Consider the following 16,186-nt stretch of genomic DNA (forward strand, 5'->3'; position numbering starts at 1 on the left):
TCGCCTCAGCCCCGCGCCCGCGCGCGCCGATAGGTGCCGAGCACGCGCACCCATTTGGAATGGAAGCCCAGTTCCTCCAGCGCGCGGTCGACCGCGGCATCGCCGGGCTTGCCCTCGATGTCGGCATAGAATTCGGTCGCCGCGAAGCTGCCGCCGCGCTGGTAGCTTTCCAGCTTGGTCATGTTGACGCCGTTGGTCGCGAAACCGCCCATCGCCTTGTACAGCGCGGCGGGCACGTTCTTCACCTCGAAGATCAGCGTCGTCATCCACGGGCCCTCGCCAACCGGCGGCTTGCCGCCCCGGGCAAGGACGACGAAGCGGGTCATGTTGTGGTCGGCATCGGCGATATCGACGCCGAGCAGGTCGAGGCCATAGATCGCCGCCGCCCCCGGCGGGGCCAGCGCCGCCACCGCAGGATCGCCGAGCTCCGCGACATAGGCCGCCGCACCGGCGGTGTCGGGATAATTCACCGCCTGGATGCCGTGCGCTTTCAGCCAGTGGCGGCACTGGCCCAGTGCCTGCGGATGGCTCATCGCCTGCCGCACGCCGTCGCGCGGGCCACGGCCCATCAGCGCGTGGCGGATGCCGAGGAAATGCTCGCCGGTGATCACCAGGCCGGATTCGGGCAGCAGGAAATGGATGTCGGCGACGCGGCCGTGCAGCGAATTCTCGATCGGGATCACCGCGCAGTCGGCGCGCCCCTCGCGCACCGCGTCGATCGCATCCTCGAACGCGAAACAGGGCAGCGGCAGGCCGTCGGGAAACGCCTCGGTCACCGCGACATGGCTGTTGGCACCCGGCGCGCCCTGAAAGGCGACGGCGCGATCCGGCGCGGCGGCGGCGGCGACGGTCATCGCGGCGACGATCGGGCGGGCGGGGGCGGCGTAGCTCTCCATGATGCGCCGCGGCGTAGAGGCGGCGTCCGTCGCGGGCAAGCACGCGCTTGCGGGCGCCCGCGCGCTTTCCTATGGGTTGCAGCCAAGAGGCGAGGATAACAGGGGCAAGGCCGGCAGATGGATAACCGCACCAACACGATTGCCGGCTGGACGCTGGCGGCCTGCGGCATCGCGCTCGGCCTGTCCATCGTCGGCGGCATGGTGTTCCACGACGGCCGGCCCGCAAAGATGGGCTATGCGATCGAGGGCGTCGAGGAGGCCGGTGGCGGCGGCGCCGCCGCCGAAGTGCCGATCGCCACGCTGCTGCCCACCGCCGATCCGGCCAAGGGCGCCGAAGTGTTCAAGAAATGCGCCGCCTGCCACACCGTCAACCAGGGCGGCGCGAACGGCATCGGTCCCAATCTCTACGCGACGCTGGGCGAGCCGATCGGCCAGGGCAAGGGCGGCTTTGCCTTCTCCGACGCGCTGAAGGGCGTCGGCGGCAATTGGGACTTCGACAAGATGAACGCGTGGCTGACCAGCCCGCGCAAGTTCGCGCCCGGCACCAAGATGACCTTCGCCGGCCTCGGCAATCCGCAGGATCGCGCCAACGTGCTGGTCTATCTGAACAGCCAGGGTTCGAACCTGCCGCTCCCCGCCGCCCCTGCCGCCGGCGCGGCGCCTGCGGGCAAGGAAGGCGCGGCCAAGCCCGCGACCAATGCGTCGAAGGATTCGATCACCAACACCGACGCGGCCAACAACCTCGGCAACACCGGCACCCCGGCCTCCGGCGCGCCGTCGGTCGATCCGGATGCAGCGAAACAGGCTGCCAAGCTGCCGAAGTGACATCCAAAGTCCCTCTCCCTCCGGGATAGGGAGGGAGGCGCGTCAGCGCGGAAGGGTGAGGACGGCCGCGACGGCCCCCTCGCCTTGACCTGATAACGTTTCGACCTGCCCTCACCCCGCGCCGCCTGCGGCGGCTTGCCCCTCTCCCGGCGAGAGAGGGGTGTGCAGCGGTCACCCCTCCTTGCGCGCCTGTTCCTCGTAGAATTCCCGCACCACGTCCCACGCCTCTTCGGCGGTTTCGACATAGGTGAAGATGCCGAGGTCGCGCTGGCTGACCACGCCCTCGTCGACCAGCGCCTGGAAATTCACCACCTTGTCCCAGAATTCGCGGCCGAACAGCAGCACTGGGATCGGCTTGATCTTGCCGGTCTGGATCAGCGTCAGCAATTCAAACAGTTCGTCGAACGTGCCGAAGCCGCCGGGGAAGGCCGCCAGCGCCCGCGCGCGCAGCAGGAAGTGCATCTTGCGCAGCGCGAAATAGTGGAACTGGAAGCTCAACGAGGGCGTCACATAGGGATTGGGCGCCTGTTCGTGCGGCAGCACGATGTTGAGGCCGATCGATTCGGCGCCGACATCCGCCGCACCGCGGTTCGCCGCCTCCATGATCGACGGTCCGCCGCCGGAGCAGACGACGAACTGGCGCATGCCGTTCTGGTCGCGCGGCACGCGGCTGGCGATCTGCGCCAGCTCGCGCGCGACCTCGTAATAGCGGCTCTTGGCGACCAGCTTCTCGGCGATCGCCTTGGCGGTGTCGTCGCTCGCCATCGCCAGCATCGCCTCGGCCTTGGCCGGTTCGGGAATGCGCGCCGAGCCGTACATCACGAAGGTCGAGGCGATCTTCGCCTCCTCCAGCAGCAATTCGGGCTTGAGCAACTCGAGCTGGAAACGCACCGGCCGCAGATCGTCGCGCAACAGGAAGTCCATGTCCTGGAAGGCGAGCTTGTAGGCGGGGTGCTCGGTCTGCGGGGTGGAGATCGCGGCCTTGGCGCTCTCGGCGTCCTGCTTGGCCTGCGGGAAGACGCGGGCGGGTACTCGTGTATCGGTCATTTACGCCGGGTTAGAGCAAAGCCGGGAGGCGCTCAACGGCAGAAATGCGCGCCGTCGTTCTCCAGGTGCAAGTGGTTGCGATGCGCGGCATTATAGGCCGGCGACAGCACCGTGCCGAAGCGCCGGCAGGCGGAACGGTGGATGGTCGTCAGGAAGCCCTGCACCTGCGGGTCGGGCGAGGTCCAGTCCTGGAGGATGGTGATCCGCCGCCCGTCCTTCAGCGTCACGCCGCCGAAGTCGACCGCATTGGCGATGGCGTGGCCCGATCGCCGGTCGCCATAGCCGGCGGTGCCGACGACGTTGCGGCAGACGTAGCTGCCCATGCCCTGCACGCTCGCCAGTTCGCTGCCCAGCATCTGATAGGCGGCGGGCGCGACCGCGTTGCGCACCCAGGCGGAAAAGGCGCGTGCCTCGCCGCAGCGCATCGCGGTGACGCCGGTGACGGGCACGCCGATCTCGACCAGTTGCACCGCCCCCGCAAGGCCGCAGCCGTTGCCGAAGTCGCGGTCGGGCAGCAGGCGATAGGCGACGTTGTCGGCGCGCAGGTCGGCCAGGCATTGCGCGGTGTCGCGCGCCGACGGCCGGCTGATCGAGGCGGTGGCGGGCTGGGCGACCGGCGCCTGCTCGCGCGATCCGCAGCCGGCCAGCGCCACCGCCGCGGCGATGGGGAGAACGCGGTACATGGCCGCCCTTGTCCCGCAGCCGGCGCGCTTTGTCAGCACCCGTCGCCGCTCGGACCGTGCCGCTTTTGCCGCGCCTCGCCGCAGAGGCCGCTCAGCGGGCGCGGTGTTGCCAGCCGAACATGTGGAAGCGGCTGATCGTGCGGCGCGCCAGCACGGCGTTCTGGCGGCGCGACAGCTGCAGGATCACCGCCGTCAGCGTCGCGGTCAGCGGCACCGCAATCACCGCACCGGCGATCGTCACCCAGGCGCCGGTCACCGCCGATGCGCCGTCACGACCATCGGCGAGCCGCAGCGTGACATTGTCGAGCGCCAACGACAACAGCCAGAACGCCCACCACCAGCGCAGGATCGGCGGCACGCCAACGTCCTCCGGCGCGGCAGGCGCGATCGTCGCGCGCCAGCATTGGCTCAGCGCGGTGAACGGCCGGATCAGGCCGGCGACCGGCACGAAGAACCACAGTACGCTCCACAGCGGCGTGATGCGCAGCGCGGTGCTGAGCGCATGCGCGTTGCGGTTGACGATATAGATCCAGCGCAACACCGCGCCGGCGGCCAGCACCAGCGTCGCGAGGTAGACGAGCGCCGCGGCGTCGGTGATCGACGAGGCGGTGGCGAGCGCGTCGGTGGCGGCATCGCCCCGGGCCAGCGCATCCTGCGCCGCGATCGTCGCCAGCGCGCCGGCCGCCAGGCCGATCCTGCCCAGCAACGCCACCCAGATCAGCGCGATCGCCACCCGGCCGATCGGTCGCGGATCCTTGGTTCTTCCGTCCGTCACGTCGTCGCCTCCCTGCTCCCCACCGGGAGTCCCGGAAGCATTTTAGAGGCTGGAACGGCTTGCCAGCCGTGGGACGCTCCGATAGGGCCGTCGACGGGCCACGCGGTCCCAACGCCGCGCGTGCTCTCTGTGAGGAGAGTTGACATGACTGACACGACGTTCGCCGACGCCACACGCGCGCCTGCGAAACCCGCCGCCAAGCCGGCGCGACCCCATTTCTCGTCGGGCCCCTGCGCCAAGCCGCCGGGCTACGATCCCGCCAAACTCGCCACCGCCGTGCTCGGCCGCTCGCACCGTTCGAAGCTCGGGAAGCAGCGCCTGCAATATTGCATCGACCTGATGCGCGAGCTGCTCGGCCTGCCCGACACGCATCGCATCGGCATCGTGCCGGGCAGCGACACCGGCGCGTTCGAGATGGCGATGTGGACGATGCTCGGCGCCCGCCCCGTCACCGCGTTGGCCTGGGAAAGCTTCGGCGAAGGCTGGGTGACCGATGCGGTCAAGCAGCTCAAGATCGACCCCACCGTGATCCGCGCCGATTACGGCCAACTGCCCGACCTTACCCAGGTCGACTGGTCGAACGACGTGCTGTTCACCTGGAACGGCACGACCAGCGGCGTGCGCGTGCCCAACGGCGACTGGATCGCCGAGACGCGCGAGGGGCTCTCCTTCGCCGACGCGACCAGCGGCGTCTTCGCCTACGACCTGCCATGGGATAAGATCGACGTCGCGACCTTCAGCTGGCAGAAGGTGCTGGGCGGCGAGGGCGCGCATGGCGTGCTGATCCTCGGCCCGCGCGCCGTCGAGCGGCTCGAAAGCTATACCCCCGCCTGGCCGCTGCCCAAGGTGTTCCGCCTGGTGTCGAAGGGCAAGCTGACCGAGGGCATCTTCAAGGGCGAGACGATCAACACGCCGTCGATGCTGGCGGTGGAGGACGCGATCTTCAGCCTCGAATGGGCCAAGGGCCTGGGCAAGGGCGGCCTCATCGCCCGTTCCGATGCCAATGCCGCCGCGCTCGACCGGATCGTCGAAGAGCGTGACTGGCTTGGACACCTCGCGACCGACGAAGCGTCGCGGTCGAAGACCAGCGTCTGCCTGACCGTCGACGCCGACGAGGCGGTGATCAAGAAGATGGTCTCGCTGCTCGAGGCGGAGGATGCCGCCTATGACATCGGCGGCTATCGCGACGCGCCGCCGGGCCTGCGCATCTGGTGCGGCGCCACCGTCGACACCGCCGATATCGAGGCGCTCGGCCCCTGGCTCGACTGGGCCTACGCCACCGCCAAGGCGGCGGCTTAACCCTCCTAATTCGTCATCCCCGCGCAGGCGGGGATCCAGACACGCAGGTCGTCGCAAGAGCCGCACCGTCAGCGGCTCTGGATCCCCGCCTCCGCGGGGATGACGGCTGGTCATCCAAAGGAATCATCCCATGCCCAAAGTCCTCATCAGCGACAAAATGGACCCCAAGGCCGCGCAGATCTTCCGCGAGCGCGGCGTCGAGGTCGACGAGATCACCGGCAAGACCCCCGACGAGCTGAAGGCGATCATCGGCCAGTATGACGGCCTCGCCATCCGCAGCTCGACCAAGGTTACCAAGGACATTCTCGAGCATGCCACCAATTTGAAGGTGGTCGGCCGCGCCGGCATCGGCGTCGACAATGTCGACATCCCCGCCGCCTCGGCCAAGGGCGTCGTGGTGATGAACACGCCGTTCGGCAATTCGATCACCACGGCCGAACATGCGATCGCGCTGATGTTCGCGCTCGCCCGCCAGCTGCCGGAGGCGGACGCCTCGACCCAGGCGGGCAAGTGGGAGAAGAACCGCTTCATGGGCGTCGAGCTGACCGCCAAGACGCTCGGCCTGATCGGCGCGGGCAACATCGGCTCGATCGTCGCCGACCGCGCCCGCGGCCTCAAGATGAAGGTCGTCGCCTTCGATCCGTTCCTCACCCCCGAACGCGCCGTCGAGATGGGCGTCGAGAAGGTGACGCTGGACGAACTGCTCGCCCGCGCCGACTTCATCACACTGCACACGCCGCTGACCGACCAGACCCGCAACATCCTGTCGGCCGAGAATCTCGCCAAGACCAAGCAGGGCGTGCGCATCATCAACTGCGCGCGCGGCGGCCTGATCGATGAGGCGGCGCTGAAGGAAGGGCTCGACAGCGGCCATATCGCCGGTGCCGCGCTCGACGTCTTCGTCGAGGAGCCTGCCAAAGCCTCGCCGCTGTTCGGCACGCCCAACTTCGTCTCGACCCCGCACCTCGGTGCGTCGACGACGGAGGCGCAGGTCAATGTCGCCATCCAGGTCGCCGAGCAGATGGCGGACTATCTCGTCTCCGGCGGCGTCACCAACGCGCTCAACGTGCCCAGCCTGTCCGCCGAGGAAGCGCCCAAGCTCAAGCCGTACATGGCGCTTGCCGAAAAGCTCGGCAGCCTCGTCGGCCAGCTGACCACCGGCGCGATCACCCGCATCTCGATCCATACCGAGGGGGCGGCGGCGGAGCTCAACGCCAAGCCGATCGTCAGCGCGGTGCTCGCCGGCTTCCTGCGCAACCAGACCGACACGGTGAACATGGTTAACGCGCCCTTCCTCGCCAAGGATCGTGGCGTCGAGGTGCGCGAGGTCCGCACCGAGCGCGAGGGCGATTACCACACCTTGCTGCGCGTGTCGGTCAAGACGGCGGACGGCGAGCGCTCGGTCGCAGGCACTTTGTTCGGCGACCAGGCGCCGCGCCTCGTCGAATTGTTCGGCATCAAGGTCGAGGCCGATCTCGCCGGCCCGATGCTCTATGTCGTCAACGAGGATGCGCCGGGCTTCATCGGCCGGCTCGGCACGACGCTGGGCGAAGCCGGGGTCAATATCGGCACCTTCCACCTCGGCCGGCGTCAGGCGGGCGGCGAGGCGGTGCTGCTGCTCTCGGTCGACGAGCCGGTCGACGGCGACTTGCTCGCCACGGTCCAGGCGCTGCCGGGCGTCAAGACCGCCATGGGCCTGTCGTTCTGACGCTGTCCTACAACGGCGACCAAGGCTAGCCTGACCGCCGGTTGCTCCGACTCGCCCTCCCATGTCCCTCTCCCTTCGGGAGAGGGAGAGGCGCCACAGCCGCCGATAGGGTGAGGGCGGGTCGGAACGCCCACGGCTCTTTCTCAGCTCCGAACCACCCTTGGTTGGTGCGACCTTTGAGACTTTCCGTCCGTCACCGGCGACGGCCGCTGGGGCTGCGCCTTCCGAACGTCCCGTGCACCCCTTCCGGGTGCGACCTTTGAGACTTTCCGCGCCAGTGGCGCCCCGGCCGCAACCCGGCTATCGCGCCAGCCATGATGACGACCGGCCTGCTTCCCGAAGGATTCCACGACCGCCTGCCGCCCCATGCGGATGCCGCCGCCGCGGTGGAAGCTCGCGTGCTGGAGGCGGCGCGGCGCCACGGCTATGAGCGCGCCGATCCGCCGCTCGCCGAATATGCCGACGGCCTGTCGTCGCGGCTGAAGGACGGGGCGCTGATCGATGCGGTGCGCTTCGTCGACCCCGTGTCACAGCATACGCTGGCGATCCGGCCCGACATCACCGCCCAGGTCGCGCGGATCGCGGCGACGCGCATGGGCCATCACCCGCGGCCGGTGCGCCTGTCCTACGCCGGCCCGGTGCTGCGGCTGCGCGCCGAGCAATTGTCGCCGTCGCGGGAATGGCGCCAGCTCGGCTGCGAGCTGATCGGCCTCGATTCGGTCGCCGCCGCGCGGGAGGTCGTCGCGGTCGCGGTCGAGGCGCTCGATGCCGCCGGTGCGACGGGCCTGTCGATCGACTTCACTCTGCCCGATCTGGTCGCGACCTTGGCCGCCGGGCCGCTGCCGGTCGCGCCGGAACGGATCGAGTCGCTATGCGCCGCTCTGGACGCCAAGGATGCCGGCGCGGTGATGCAGCTGGCGCCGGCCTATCTGCCGCTGATCGAGGCAGCGGGGCCGTTCGCCACCGCGATCGAGCGACTCCGTGCGTTCGACGGGCAGGGGGCGTTGGCCAGCCGCCTCGATGCGCTGACGGCGATCGCATCCGGCCTCGGCGACCGCGTCGCGATGACGCTCGACCCGACCGAGCGGCACGGGTTCGAATATCAGTCCTGGCTCGGCTTCTCGCTGTTCGTCGCCGGGGCGGTGCGCGAGGTCGGACGCGGCGGCACCTATCTGATCGTCCATGCCGACGGCGCGGAGGAAGCGGCGACCGGCTTCTCGCTTTCCGCCGATGCGATCGCCGCCAATGCGACACCGGCACAGCGCCGCCGGCTGTTCCTGCCGCTGGGTACGCCGGCCGCCGAGGGCGCGGCGATGCGCGCCGCCGGCTGGGTCACCGTCGCCGCGCTCGAGGCCGGCGACACGCCGGAGGCCCAGCTCTGCACCCACCTCTGGGCGAACGGCGAGCCGCGGCCGCTATAGTCGCCCGGGAGACGCACGAGGTCCGGCGCCGGGAGGTTGACCGGGCTTCCGCAGCCGGCTAACCGCCCGGCCGCATTCACTGGAAAACCCGTCGCGCCGAGTCCTGTCGAAGGGCGCGAAGGGCCTGCCGGCAGGTGGAGACCTGTACATGGCGAACGTCGCGGTGATCGGCGCCCAATGGGGCGATGAGGGCAAGGGCAAGATCGTCGACTGGCTGGCGGAGCGCGCCGACATGGTCGTGCGCTTCCAGGGCGGGCACAATGCCGGCCATACGCTCGTCGTCGGCGAGAACGTCTACAAGCTGTCGCTGCTGCCGTCGGGGATCGTGCGCGGCACGCCCAGCGTGATCGGCAACGGCGTGGTGCTCGATCCCTGGGCGCTGAAGGCGGAGATCGAGCGGCTGGCGGCGCAGGGCGTGACCGCGACGCCGGATACGCTGCGCATCGCCGACACTTGCGCGCTGATCCTGCCGCTGCACCGCGATCTCGACGGCCTGCGCGAGGATGCCAGTGGCGCCGGCAAGATCGGCACCACCCGTCGCGGCATCGGCCCTGCCTATGAGGACAAGGTCGGCCGGCGTGCGATCCGCGTCTGCGATCTTGCACATCTCGACGATCTCGGGCCGCAGCTCGACCGGCTGCTCGCCCATCACGACGCGCTGCGCGCCGGGTTCAACGCGGCGCCGATCGATCGTGACGGCCTGATCGCCGAATTGCGCGACATCGCGGGCTTCGTCCTGCCCTTCGCCAAGCCGGTGTGGCGCGACCTCAACGAGGCGAAGGGACGCGGCAAGCGAATCCTGTTCGAGGGCGCGCAGGGCGTGCTGCTCGACGTCGACCACGGCACCTATCCGTTCGTCACCTCGTCCAACACCATCGCCGGCACGGCGGCCGGCGGTTCGGGTTTGGGGCCGGCGGCGGTCGGCTTCGTGCTCGGCATCGCCAAGGCCTACACGACCCGGGTCGGATCCGGACCCTTCCCGACCGAGCTCGACGACGCCACCGGGGAACGGCTGGGCCAGCGCGGCCATGAATTTGGCACGGTGACGGGCCGCAAGCGGCGCTGCGGCTGGATCGACACGGTGCTGTTGCGCCAGTCGGCGGCGGTCGGCGGCATCACCGGCATCGCGCTGACCAAGATCGACGTGCTCGACGGGTTCGACGAGGTGAAGATCTGCACCGGCTATCGCCTGCGCGGCGAAACGCTCGACTATTTCCCCGCCCATGCCGCCGATCAGGCCGCGGTCGAGCCGGTGTATGAGACGATGGAAGGCTGGCAGCAGTCGACCGCCGGCGCGCGCAGCTGGGCCGACCTGCCGGCGCAGGCGATCAAGTACATCCGCCGCGTCGAGGAATTGATCCGCTGTCCGGTGGCGCTGGTGTCGACCAGCCCGGAACGCGAGGACACGATCCTCGTCCGCGATCCCTTCGCCGACTGACGCGCAAAGAAAGGGGCCGGCCGGCAACATGCCGACCGACCCCTTATCCATCCGTAGGGACGCGCTTATTGCGGCGTGCTGGTGCCGCCGGTGCCACCCATCGTCCCGGTCGTGCCGGTGCCGGTGGTGCCGCCCATCGGCGTCGTCGAGCCCATCGAACCGCTGGTGCCCATGGAGCCCGTCGCGCTGGTGCCCGACGTACCGGTCGAGCCGCTCATCGTGCCGCTGGTGCTGTCAGTCGTGCCGGTCGAATTATAAACGCCGGTTGCGCTGCCATTGGTGCCGGCGCGCGCACTGCGACCGCGCTTGGCCGACTTGCTCTTCATCGACGAGCTGCCCGACATCGAGCCCTGGCCCATCGTCTGGCCGCCGGTGCCCATCGTGTCGGTCGAGCCGCTCGTGCCCATCGAGCCTGCGCCGCTGGCGGTACCGGTTGTCGTCGACGTGCCGCCGGACGTCTGCTGCGCATAAGCGGCAGCCGGGATCAACATGGCCGCAGCCATGATCGGAAGGACCTTACGCATTGTTCTCTCCTGCAAAATCTGTCCGTCCTCAACGGGTTGGCAGGCAGAGCGTTCCCATGGTTAACCGCATTGACCCCGATGAAGCAACGCTTGGTCGGCCAATACCAGGGCCACCATCGCCTCGACGACGGGCACGCCCCTGATGCCGACGCAGGGGTCGTGGCGCCCCTTGGTGGCAATATCGGCGGCAGCGCCGCTGCGATCGACGGTCGGCACGGGGATCAGGATCGAACTGGTCGGCTTGAAGGCAACGCGCAGCCGGATCGGCTGGCCGGTGGCGATCCCGCCGGCGATGCCGCCAGCATGGTTGGCGAGGAATTCCGGACCGTCGGCACCGGGTCGCATCGGATCGGCATTGTCCTCGCCGCGCAGCGCCGCGGCGGCGAAGCCGTCGCCGATCTCGACGCCCTTGACCGCGTTGATTCCCATACAGGCATGCGCCAGTTCCGCATCGAGCTTGGCATAGAGCGGCGCGCCCCAGCCGGCCGGCACGCCTGTCGCCTCGCACGCCACCACCGCACCGAGCGAGGAACCGGCTTTGCGCGCGGCGTCCACCAGAGCTTCCCATCGTGCTGCAGCGGCCGGATCGGGGCAGAAGAAAGGATTGGTATCGATCGCCTCATCGTCGAAGGCGGCGTAGTCGATCGCGTCGCCCCCGATCGCCTCGACCCACGCCCGAATGCGGACCTGCGGCACCACCAACCGTGCCACGGCACCGGCGGCCACCCGGCTCGCGGTTTCGCGGGCCGAGGAGCGACCGCCACCACGATAATCGCGCAGGCCGTATTTGGCGTCATAGGCATAATCGGCATGGCCGGGGCGATACGCCTTGGCGACGTCCGAGTAATCCTTCGAACGCTGGTCGACATTGTCGATCATCAGGCTGATCGGCGTGCCGGTCGTCCGCCCCTCGAACACGCCGGACAGGATGCGGACCTGATCGGGCTCGCGTCGCTGCGTCGTGAAGCGCGAGGTGCCCGGTCGACGGCGGTCGAGCCAGGGCTGGATATCGGCCTCGGTCAGGGCGATCCCCGGCGGGCAGCCGTCGACCACCGCGCCGATCGCAGGTCCGTGGCTCTCGCCCCAGGTGGTGAAGCGGAAGAGATGGCCGAAACTGTTGATGCTCACCGTTGGGTCCCCGGATCGATGCGAAAGGCGCGGAGCATGGCGCGGCGGCTCGGGCCGGCGAGCAGCACCGCGATCAGCGCGCCGATGCTGGCGCCTGCGCTACCAGCGCTCGCGACCCAGCCCCATTGCGGGGCGATCCAGCCGCCCAACCATATGCCGGCGATGATCAAGGCGAGCGCCAGCGTATCGGCAAGTGCGCGGGCATGCGCCTCACGTGTCGCCGCCGCACGTTCGTAGCGGCCGCGCTGCCAGCCGTAATAGCCGGCAAACATGGCGAGCAGCGCAAGGGCGGCGGACGTCGTCATCGCTGTGTCAGGCGAGCGCGATGTCCGGCGCGTCCTCGGCCTTCATGCCGATGACGTTATAGCCCGCGTCGACATGGTGGATCTCGCCGGTGACGCCGGCGGACAGATCGGACAGCATGTACAGGCCGGCGCTGCCGACATCCTCGATCGTCACCGTACGTCGCAACGGTGCGTTGAGCTCGTTCCATTTGAGGATGTAGTTGAAGTCGCCGATGCCGCGGGCCGCGAGCGTCTGGATCGGCCCGGCGGAGATGGCGTTGACGCGGATATTCTCCGGCCCCAGGTCGACGGCGAGATATTTGACGCTGGTTTCCAGCGCCGCCTTGGCCACGCCCATGACGTTATAATGCGGGATGACCTTTTCCGCGCCATAATAGGTCAGCGTCAAGATGGCGCCGCCCTCCGGCATCATCGCCCGTGCGCGTTGCGCGACGGCGACCAGCGAATAGGCGGAGATGTTCATCGTCATCAGGAAATTGTCGAGCGTGGTGTCGTAATAGCGGCCCCGCAGCTGCGACTTGTCGGAAAAGCCGATCGCATGCACGACGAAGTCGATCGTCGGCCACTGCGCCTTCAGTGCGTCGAACGTCGCGTCGAGTGCGGCCATGTCGGCGACGTCGCAATCGAACAACCGCGCCACGCCCAATTGCTCGGCGAGCGGACGCACACGCTTTTCCATCGCCGCGCCCTGATAGGAGAAGGCGAGTTCCGCGCCCGCCTCCGACAATTGCTTGGCAATGCCCCAGGCCAACGACTTGTCGTTGGCCAGCCCCATGATCAGCCCGCGCTTGCCCGCCATCAACCCTGTCGTCACGCCGCCTGTGCCTCCACCTTTTGCGTCGGCGCCTCCTGTAGCCCCGGTTCAGGGGGTTCCGCCAGTGCCGCATTGAGATGCGCACCGAACACGAGGCCAAGACCGATCAGGTAGAAGAACAACAGCATGACGACCACGCCGGCCAGGCTGCCATAGGTCAGATCATAGCCACCGAGGTGACTGAGCACGACCGGCAGCATGGCCGTCATCGTCACCCACCAGGCGGTGGTGAACAAGGCACCGGGCCATTTGGGGCAATTGGTGTGACGATATTTGCCCGGCGTCACCGAGTAGAAGAGCAGGTAGAGCGCGCCGAACATCACCACGCCCGGAATGACACGCGACAAGCCGACCCAGGAAGCCGCATCCTCGGCAAAGGGCAACAGGCGGTAGATGAACTGTTCGGCCGCGGTCAGGATACCCTGTACCAGAAAGCTCAGCAGCGCGATGACCACCGACAGGATGATGACGCCCGACGACGACAGGCGCGACTTCCAAAAGGGCGCGGTCGCCTTGATGCCATAGGCGCGGTGGAACATGTCGCGGATCGTCTCGATGAAGCCGCCGACCGTCCAAAGGCCGACCAATCCGCCCAGCCACAGCAGCGATCCGGTACGCGCCTGCAGCACGTCCGCGATCGGCTTCCTCAGGATGTCGGCGACGTCGGGCGGCAGGACGTGGAGGAACGAGGCGACGGCCCGCTGCGTCTCGGTACTTTGGCCGAGCAGCGACAGCACGGCGGCGGCGGTGATGAAGAAGGGAAACACCGTCATCAACGCCAGATAGGCAAGGTTGCCGGCGTGGATGAAACCGTCGTTGAAGACGCCGAGCGCGGCGCGCTTGGTCACTTCCCAGGCTGCCGGCCCCGGCCGAAGCTTGTTGAGACGATGACGGGCCCCCCGGTGCTGGTGGGCTCGATCTTCGGGTGTGAGGGCGGCGTCGGTCACGTCACCGGTCAGACGCCCATCGCGGCCCTCGGGTTCCGTGCGTCCTGCCAGCTTTCGGCGAACTGACGCAGCGCCGCGTCGTCGGCGGGCAGGTCGACGATCAGCGTGATGAGCTGGTCGCCACGCGTGCCGTCCTTGCGGTGGAAGCCCTTGCCCTTGAGGCGCAGCGTCTTGCCCGAGGTCGTGCCCTTGGGGATGGTCAGCATCACCGCCTTGTCGACCGTCGGCGCACGCACCTGGCCGCCCAGCACCGCTTCGGGGAGGGTGATCGGCAGGTCGACGCGGACGTCGTCGCCGTCGCGGGTGAAGAAGCGGTGCGGTTGCACCTCGATCGTGACGATCGCGTCGCCGGCGCCGCCGGGCCCCGCCTCACCCTTGCCGCCGAGCCGCATCTGGGTGCCGTTCTCGACCCCGGCGGGAAGCTTCAGGTCGATCGTCTTGCCGTCGGCCAGCGTCACCCGCTGCGGGGCGAGCGTCGCCGCGTCGACGAAGGGGACGCGCAGGCTGTAGGCGACGTTCGCGCCCTTCTGCTGCGGCCGCCGACCGAAGCCGCTGGCGAAGCCGCCGCCGCGTTGCGCGCCGCCGAACAGACCTTCGAAGATATCGCCCATGTCGGCGCCCTCACCGCCGAACTCGAAGCCGGCGCTGCTGAAGCCGCCGCCGGGGCCCGCGCTGCGCGTATACGGGCCGCCAGCGCCCGGCCGGCCGCCGCCGAAGCCGAAGGGCGAGGCGGGATTGCCGTCGCCGTCGATCTCGCCGCGGTCGAAGCGCGCGCGCTTGTCCTTGTCGGTCAGCAGATCATAGGCGCTCGTCACCTGGCTGAAGCGCTCGGCGGCCTTGGGATTGTCCTTGTTGCGATCCGGGTGCAGCTCCTTGGCGAGCTTCCGGTACGCCTTCTTGATGTCGGCCTCGGACGCGCCACGGGCGACGCCCAGGGTCTGATATGGATCAGCCATCGATTCCCCGTTGGTGTATTATCGACCTATGTGGGGGAGGCGACGGCGCAACGCAATCGGCGTGCCGCTCGTTGATGCGGTCATAAGAATAATCCGTTTGGAGACAGAGAGATGACCGACAAGCAACCGATGCAGGCGATGCCCGCCGACCATGATGGCGCCCATGACGGAGTCGGCGACGCGCCCGGCAAGACCGCCGGCGGCAGCGAAAGCACCGGTGGCGCCTATCCCAATCCGCACACCGGCAAGGACGGCAAGGGCGGTGTCGGCGGCGGCTTCATGGGGCACGGTGGCCAGTCGGACTTCGACTATTCGGGGACCGGCGACAAGGATACCGACGACGAGGTCGGCAATGCCAATGCGGTGACCAAGGAATGAGCGTGCGGGCGAGTCTTGACACAATTGACGCCTGAACGGGTCGTTTGCAGGATCGCCCGCGACATAATCTTGCGATGAGAAACAGCGACGAGCGTTGAACCGGTCCATCATCGATGGACGCTACACGCCGCGACCTTTGTAGGACAGCGATCAATCCTGCGGCGCGACGTCGACGCTGACGGACATGTTCTGCGCCTGCGAGCCGAGCACGACGCCGTCGACCGGTGCGATCTCCGCATAATCGCGGCCGACCGCCATGACGATATGGTCGCCGGCCATCCAGATGCCGTTGGTCGGATCGAGCCCGACCCAGCCGTGATCCGGTCCGCACCACAAAAGAACCCAGGCATGAGTTGCATCCGCACCGACCAGCCGCGGCTGGCCGGGAGGCGGGATGGTGCGGATGTAGCCTGAGGCATAGGCGGCGGGCAAACCGGCGGCGCGCAGGCCGGTGATCATGATCTGCGCGAAATCCTGGCACACGCCCTTGCGCTGGGCGAAGGCCTCATGCGGCGGCGTGTCGACCAGGGTCGCGGTCGCGTCGAAGGTGAAATCGCGCTGGATGCGGCGGGCGAGTGCGATCCCCGCTTCCAGCGCGCCGCGATCGGAGTCGAGATCGGCGGCGCAATATTCGGCGATGCCGCGGTCGAGCGGGATCAGCGGCGAGGGATAGAGATAGCTCGCCGGCCCCGCCGCCGACAGGTCGCGGCTGGCGCGGGCGAGCGCGGCGATATCGGCGAGCGTCGGGTCGCTGGCGTCGGGCATCGGCACCAGCCGGTCGACGTGAATGCGGGCGCGGCTTTCGATCGTCAGGCTACGCACCGGCGTGTCGACCACCAGCCGGGTGACGTTGGCCAGCCCCGCCTCGGCGCGGGCGGGGCTCAGCCGGCCGGCCGGCTCGACGGTCAGCGCATAATCCGCGATCCGTTGCCCCGGCCAGTCGATCGGCTGCAACCGCAGGTTGCAGCGCGCGAACCGGACGTTGCCGCCATAGTCGAAGCGGGTGACGTGACGGATGTCGTAGGTCTGCGTCATGCCGCGC

17 protein-coding genes are annotated in these 16,186 nt (G+C 68.7%); 6 read left to right on the forward strand and 11 right to left on the reverse strand.

The features are described 5' to 3' along the window. Positions 1-5: 5 nt before the first annotated feature. Positions 6-896, reverse strand: coding sequence for a prephenate dehydratase (locus D9601_RS12800; protein ID WP_198354361.1), 891 nt, complete (start codon positions 894-896; stop codon positions 6-8). A 117-nt stretch (positions 897-1,013) separates the two neighbouring features. Here D9601_RS12800 and D9601_RS12805 point away from each other — a divergent pair, with 117 nt between their 5' ends. Then, on the forward strand, positions 1,014-1,721 hold the full coding sequence (locus D9601_RS12805; RefSeq protein ID WP_198354362.1) for a c-type cytochrome: 708 nt from the start codon (positions 1,014-1,016) through the stop codon (positions 1,719-1,721). 171 nt (positions 1,722-1,892) lie between these two features. Here D9601_RS12805 and D9601_RS12810 read toward each other — a convergent pair whose 3' ends face one another. The 3 genes from D9601_RS12810 to D9601_RS12820 all read right to left on the reverse strand — a co-directional run bounded on the left by D9601_RS12810 (position 1,893) and on the right by D9601_RS12820 (position 4,226). Further along, positions 1,893-2,768, reverse strand: a complete 876-nt coding sequence (locus D9601_RS12810) for a TIGR00730 family Rossman fold protein (RefSeq protein ID WP_198354363.1) — start codon at positions 2,766-2,768, stop codon at positions 1,893-1,895. 32 nt (positions 2,769-2,800) lie between these two features. Next, a complete protein-coding gene (locus D9601_RS12815) occupies positions 2,801-3,451 on the reverse strand; it encodes an extensin family protein (RefSeq protein WP_198354364.1) in 651 nt (216 codons plus the stop codon). A 91-nt stretch (positions 3,452-3,542) separates the two neighbouring features. After that, entirely contained in the window at positions 3,543-4,226 is a 684-nt protein-coding gene (locus D9601_RS12820; RefSeq protein ID WP_198354365.1) for a DUF4328 domain-containing protein, read from the reverse strand. 144 nt (positions 4,227-4,370) lie between these two features. Between D9601_RS12820 and D9601_RS12825 the strand changes: the two genes are divergently transcribed. From D9601_RS12825 to D9601_RS12840, 4 genes are all read left to right on the forward strand, one after another. Next, positions 4,371-5,525: a phosphoserine transaminase gene (locus D9601_RS12825; RefSeq protein ID WP_198354366.1), complete on the forward strand. Its 1,155-nt coding sequence runs from the start codon at positions 4,371-4,373 to the stop codon at positions 5,523-5,525. A 130-nt stretch (positions 5,526-5,655) separates the two neighbouring features. Next, the gene (serA, locus tag D9601_RS12830; RefSeq protein ID WP_198354367.1) at positions 5,656-7,233 is read left to right on the forward strand and encodes a phosphoglycerate dehydrogenase; all 1,578 of its coding nucleotides are present in this window, start codon (positions 5,656-5,658) and stop codon (positions 7,231-7,233) included. Positions 7,234-7,547: 314 nt separating this feature from the next. Next, the gene (locus tag D9601_RS12835) at positions 7,548-8,654 is read left to right on the forward strand and encodes an ATP phosphoribosyltransferase regulatory subunit (RefSeq protein WP_198354368.1); all 1,107 of its coding nucleotides are present in this window, start codon (positions 7,548-7,550) and stop codon (positions 8,652-8,654) included. Positions 8,655-8,802: 148 nt separating this feature from the next. Beyond that, positions 8,803-10,092, forward strand: a complete 1,290-nt coding sequence (locus tag D9601_RS12840) for an adenylosuccinate synthase (protein ID WP_198354369.1) — start codon at positions 8,803-8,805, stop codon at positions 10,090-10,092. 65 nt (positions 10,093-10,157) lie between these two features. On the opposite strand, the gene D9601_RS12845 is transcribed toward D9601_RS12840, so the two are convergent. The 6 genes from D9601_RS12845 to D9601_RS12870 are packed head-to-tail and all read right to left on the reverse strand — an operon-like array spanning position 10,158 to position 14,766. Then, positions 10,158-10,616, reverse strand: coding sequence for a hypothetical protein (locus D9601_RS12845; protein WP_198354370.1), 459 nt, complete (start codon positions 10,614-10,616; stop codon positions 10,158-10,160). 60 nt (positions 10,617-10,676) lie between these two features. Further along, the gene (aroC, locus tag D9601_RS12850) at positions 10,677-11,744 is read right to left on the reverse strand and encodes a chorismate synthase (protein WP_198354371.1); all 1,068 of its coding nucleotides are present in this window, start codon (positions 11,742-11,744) and stop codon (positions 10,677-10,679) included. Further along, positions 11,741-12,049 (reverse strand): hypothetical protein, encoded by a 309-nt coding sequence (locus D9601_RS12855; protein WP_198354372.1) that lies wholly within the window; start codon positions 12,047-12,049, stop codon positions 11,741-11,743. The genes aroC and D9601_RS12855 overlap by 4 nt, the downstream gene beginning before the upstream one ends. A 7-nt stretch (positions 12,050-12,056) precedes the next feature. Continuing rightward, complete coding sequence (fabI, locus tag D9601_RS12860; protein WP_198354502.1) at positions 12,057-12,848, reverse strand: enoyl-ACP reductase FabI; 792 nt, start codon at positions 12,846-12,848, stop codon at positions 12,057-12,059. Between the two features lie 11 nt (positions 12,849-12,859). Then, on the reverse strand, positions 12,860-13,810 hold the full coding sequence (locus D9601_RS12865) for a YihY/virulence factor BrkB family protein (RefSeq protein ID WP_443024744.1): 951 nt from the start codon (positions 13,808-13,810) through the stop codon (positions 12,860-12,862). 8 nt (positions 13,811-13,818) lie between these two features. Further along, positions 13,819-14,766, reverse strand: a complete 948-nt coding sequence (locus D9601_RS12870; RefSeq protein ID WP_198354373.1) for a DnaJ C-terminal domain-containing protein — start codon at positions 14,764-14,766, stop codon at positions 13,819-13,821. A gap of 111 nt (positions 14,767-14,877) precedes the next feature. On the opposite strand from D9601_RS12870, the gene D9601_RS12875 reads away from it, so the two are divergent. Then, a complete protein-coding gene (locus D9601_RS12875) occupies positions 14,878-15,144 on the forward strand; it encodes a hypothetical protein (RefSeq protein ID WP_198354374.1) in 267 nt (88 codons plus the stop codon). Positions 15,145-15,294: 150 nt separating this feature from the next. Here the strand turns inward: D9601_RS12875 and D9601_RS12880 are convergent, their stop codons facing one another. Beyond that, positions 15,295-16,179 (reverse strand): transglutaminase family protein, encoded by an 885-nt coding sequence (locus D9601_RS12880; RefSeq protein ID WP_198354375.1) that lies wholly within the window; start codon positions 16,177-16,179, stop codon positions 15,295-15,297. Positions 16,180-16,186: the final 7 nt, after the last annotated feature.

Origin of the sequence: Sphingomonas sp. MA1305 (genome assembly GCF_016107325.1) — a bacterium.
GTDB lineage: Bacteria > Pseudomonadota > Alphaproteobacteria > Sphingomonadales > Sphingomonadaceae > Sphingomonas.

What these genes read in the sequence shown, in the direction of transcription:
- D9601_RS12855 (WP_198354372.1), bottom strand. Translation starts at nt 12,049, where the DNA reads ATGACGACGTCCGCCGCCCTTGCGCTGCTCGCCATGTTTGCCGGCTAT.
- D9601_RS12845 (WP_198354370.1), bottom strand. Translation starts at nt 10,616, where the DNA reads ATGCGTAAGGTCCTTCCGATCATGGCTGCGGCCATGTTGATCCCGGCT.
- fabI (WP_198354502.1), bottom strand. Translation starts at nt 12,848, where the DNA reads ATGGCGGGCAAGCGCGGGCTGATCATGGGGCTGGCCAACGACAAGTCG.
- D9601_RS12840 (WP_198354369.1), top strand. Translation starts at nt 8,803, where the DNA reads ATGGCGAACGTCGCGGTGATCGGCGCCCAATGGGGCGATGAGGGCAAG.
- D9601_RS12810 (WP_198354363.1), bottom strand. Translation starts at nt 2,768, where the DNA reads ATGACCGATACACGAGTACCCGCCCGCGTCTTCCCGCAGGCCAAGCAG.
- D9601_RS12875 (WP_198354374.1), top strand. Translation starts at nt 14,878, where the DNA reads ATGACCGACAAGCAACCGATGCAGGCGATGCCCGCCGACCATGATGGC.
- D9601_RS12805 (WP_198354362.1), top strand. Translation starts at nt 1,014, where the DNA reads ATGGATAACCGCACCAACACGATTGCCGGCTGGACGCTGGCGGCCTGC.
- D9601_RS12835 (WP_198354368.1), top strand. Translation starts at nt 7,548, where the DNA reads ATGATGACGACCGGCCTGCTTCCCGAAGGATTCCACGACCGCCTGCCG.
- D9601_RS12825 (WP_198354366.1), top strand. Translation starts at nt 4,371, where the DNA reads ATGACTGACACGACGTTCGCCGACGCCACACGCGCGCCTGCGAAACCC.
- D9601_RS12880 (WP_198354375.1), bottom strand. Translation starts at nt 16,179, where the DNA reads ATGACGCAGACCTACGACATCCGTCACGTCACCCGCTTCGACTATGGC.
- D9601_RS12815 (WP_198354364.1), bottom strand. Translation starts at nt 3,451, where the DNA reads ATGTACCGCGTTCTCCCCATCGCCGCGGCGGTGGCGCTGGCCGGCTGC.
- D9601_RS12870 (WP_198354373.1), bottom strand. Translation starts at nt 14,766, where the DNA reads ATGGCTGATCCATATCAGACCCTGGGCGTCGCCCGTGGCGCGTCCGAG.
- serA (WP_198354367.1), top strand. Translation starts at nt 5,656, where the DNA reads ATGCCCAAAGTCCTCATCAGCGACAAAATGGACCCCAAGGCCGCGCAG.
- D9601_RS12800 (WP_198354361.1), bottom strand. Translation starts at nt 896, where the DNA reads ATGGAGAGCTACGCCGCCCCCGCCCGCCCGATCGTCGCCGCGATGACC.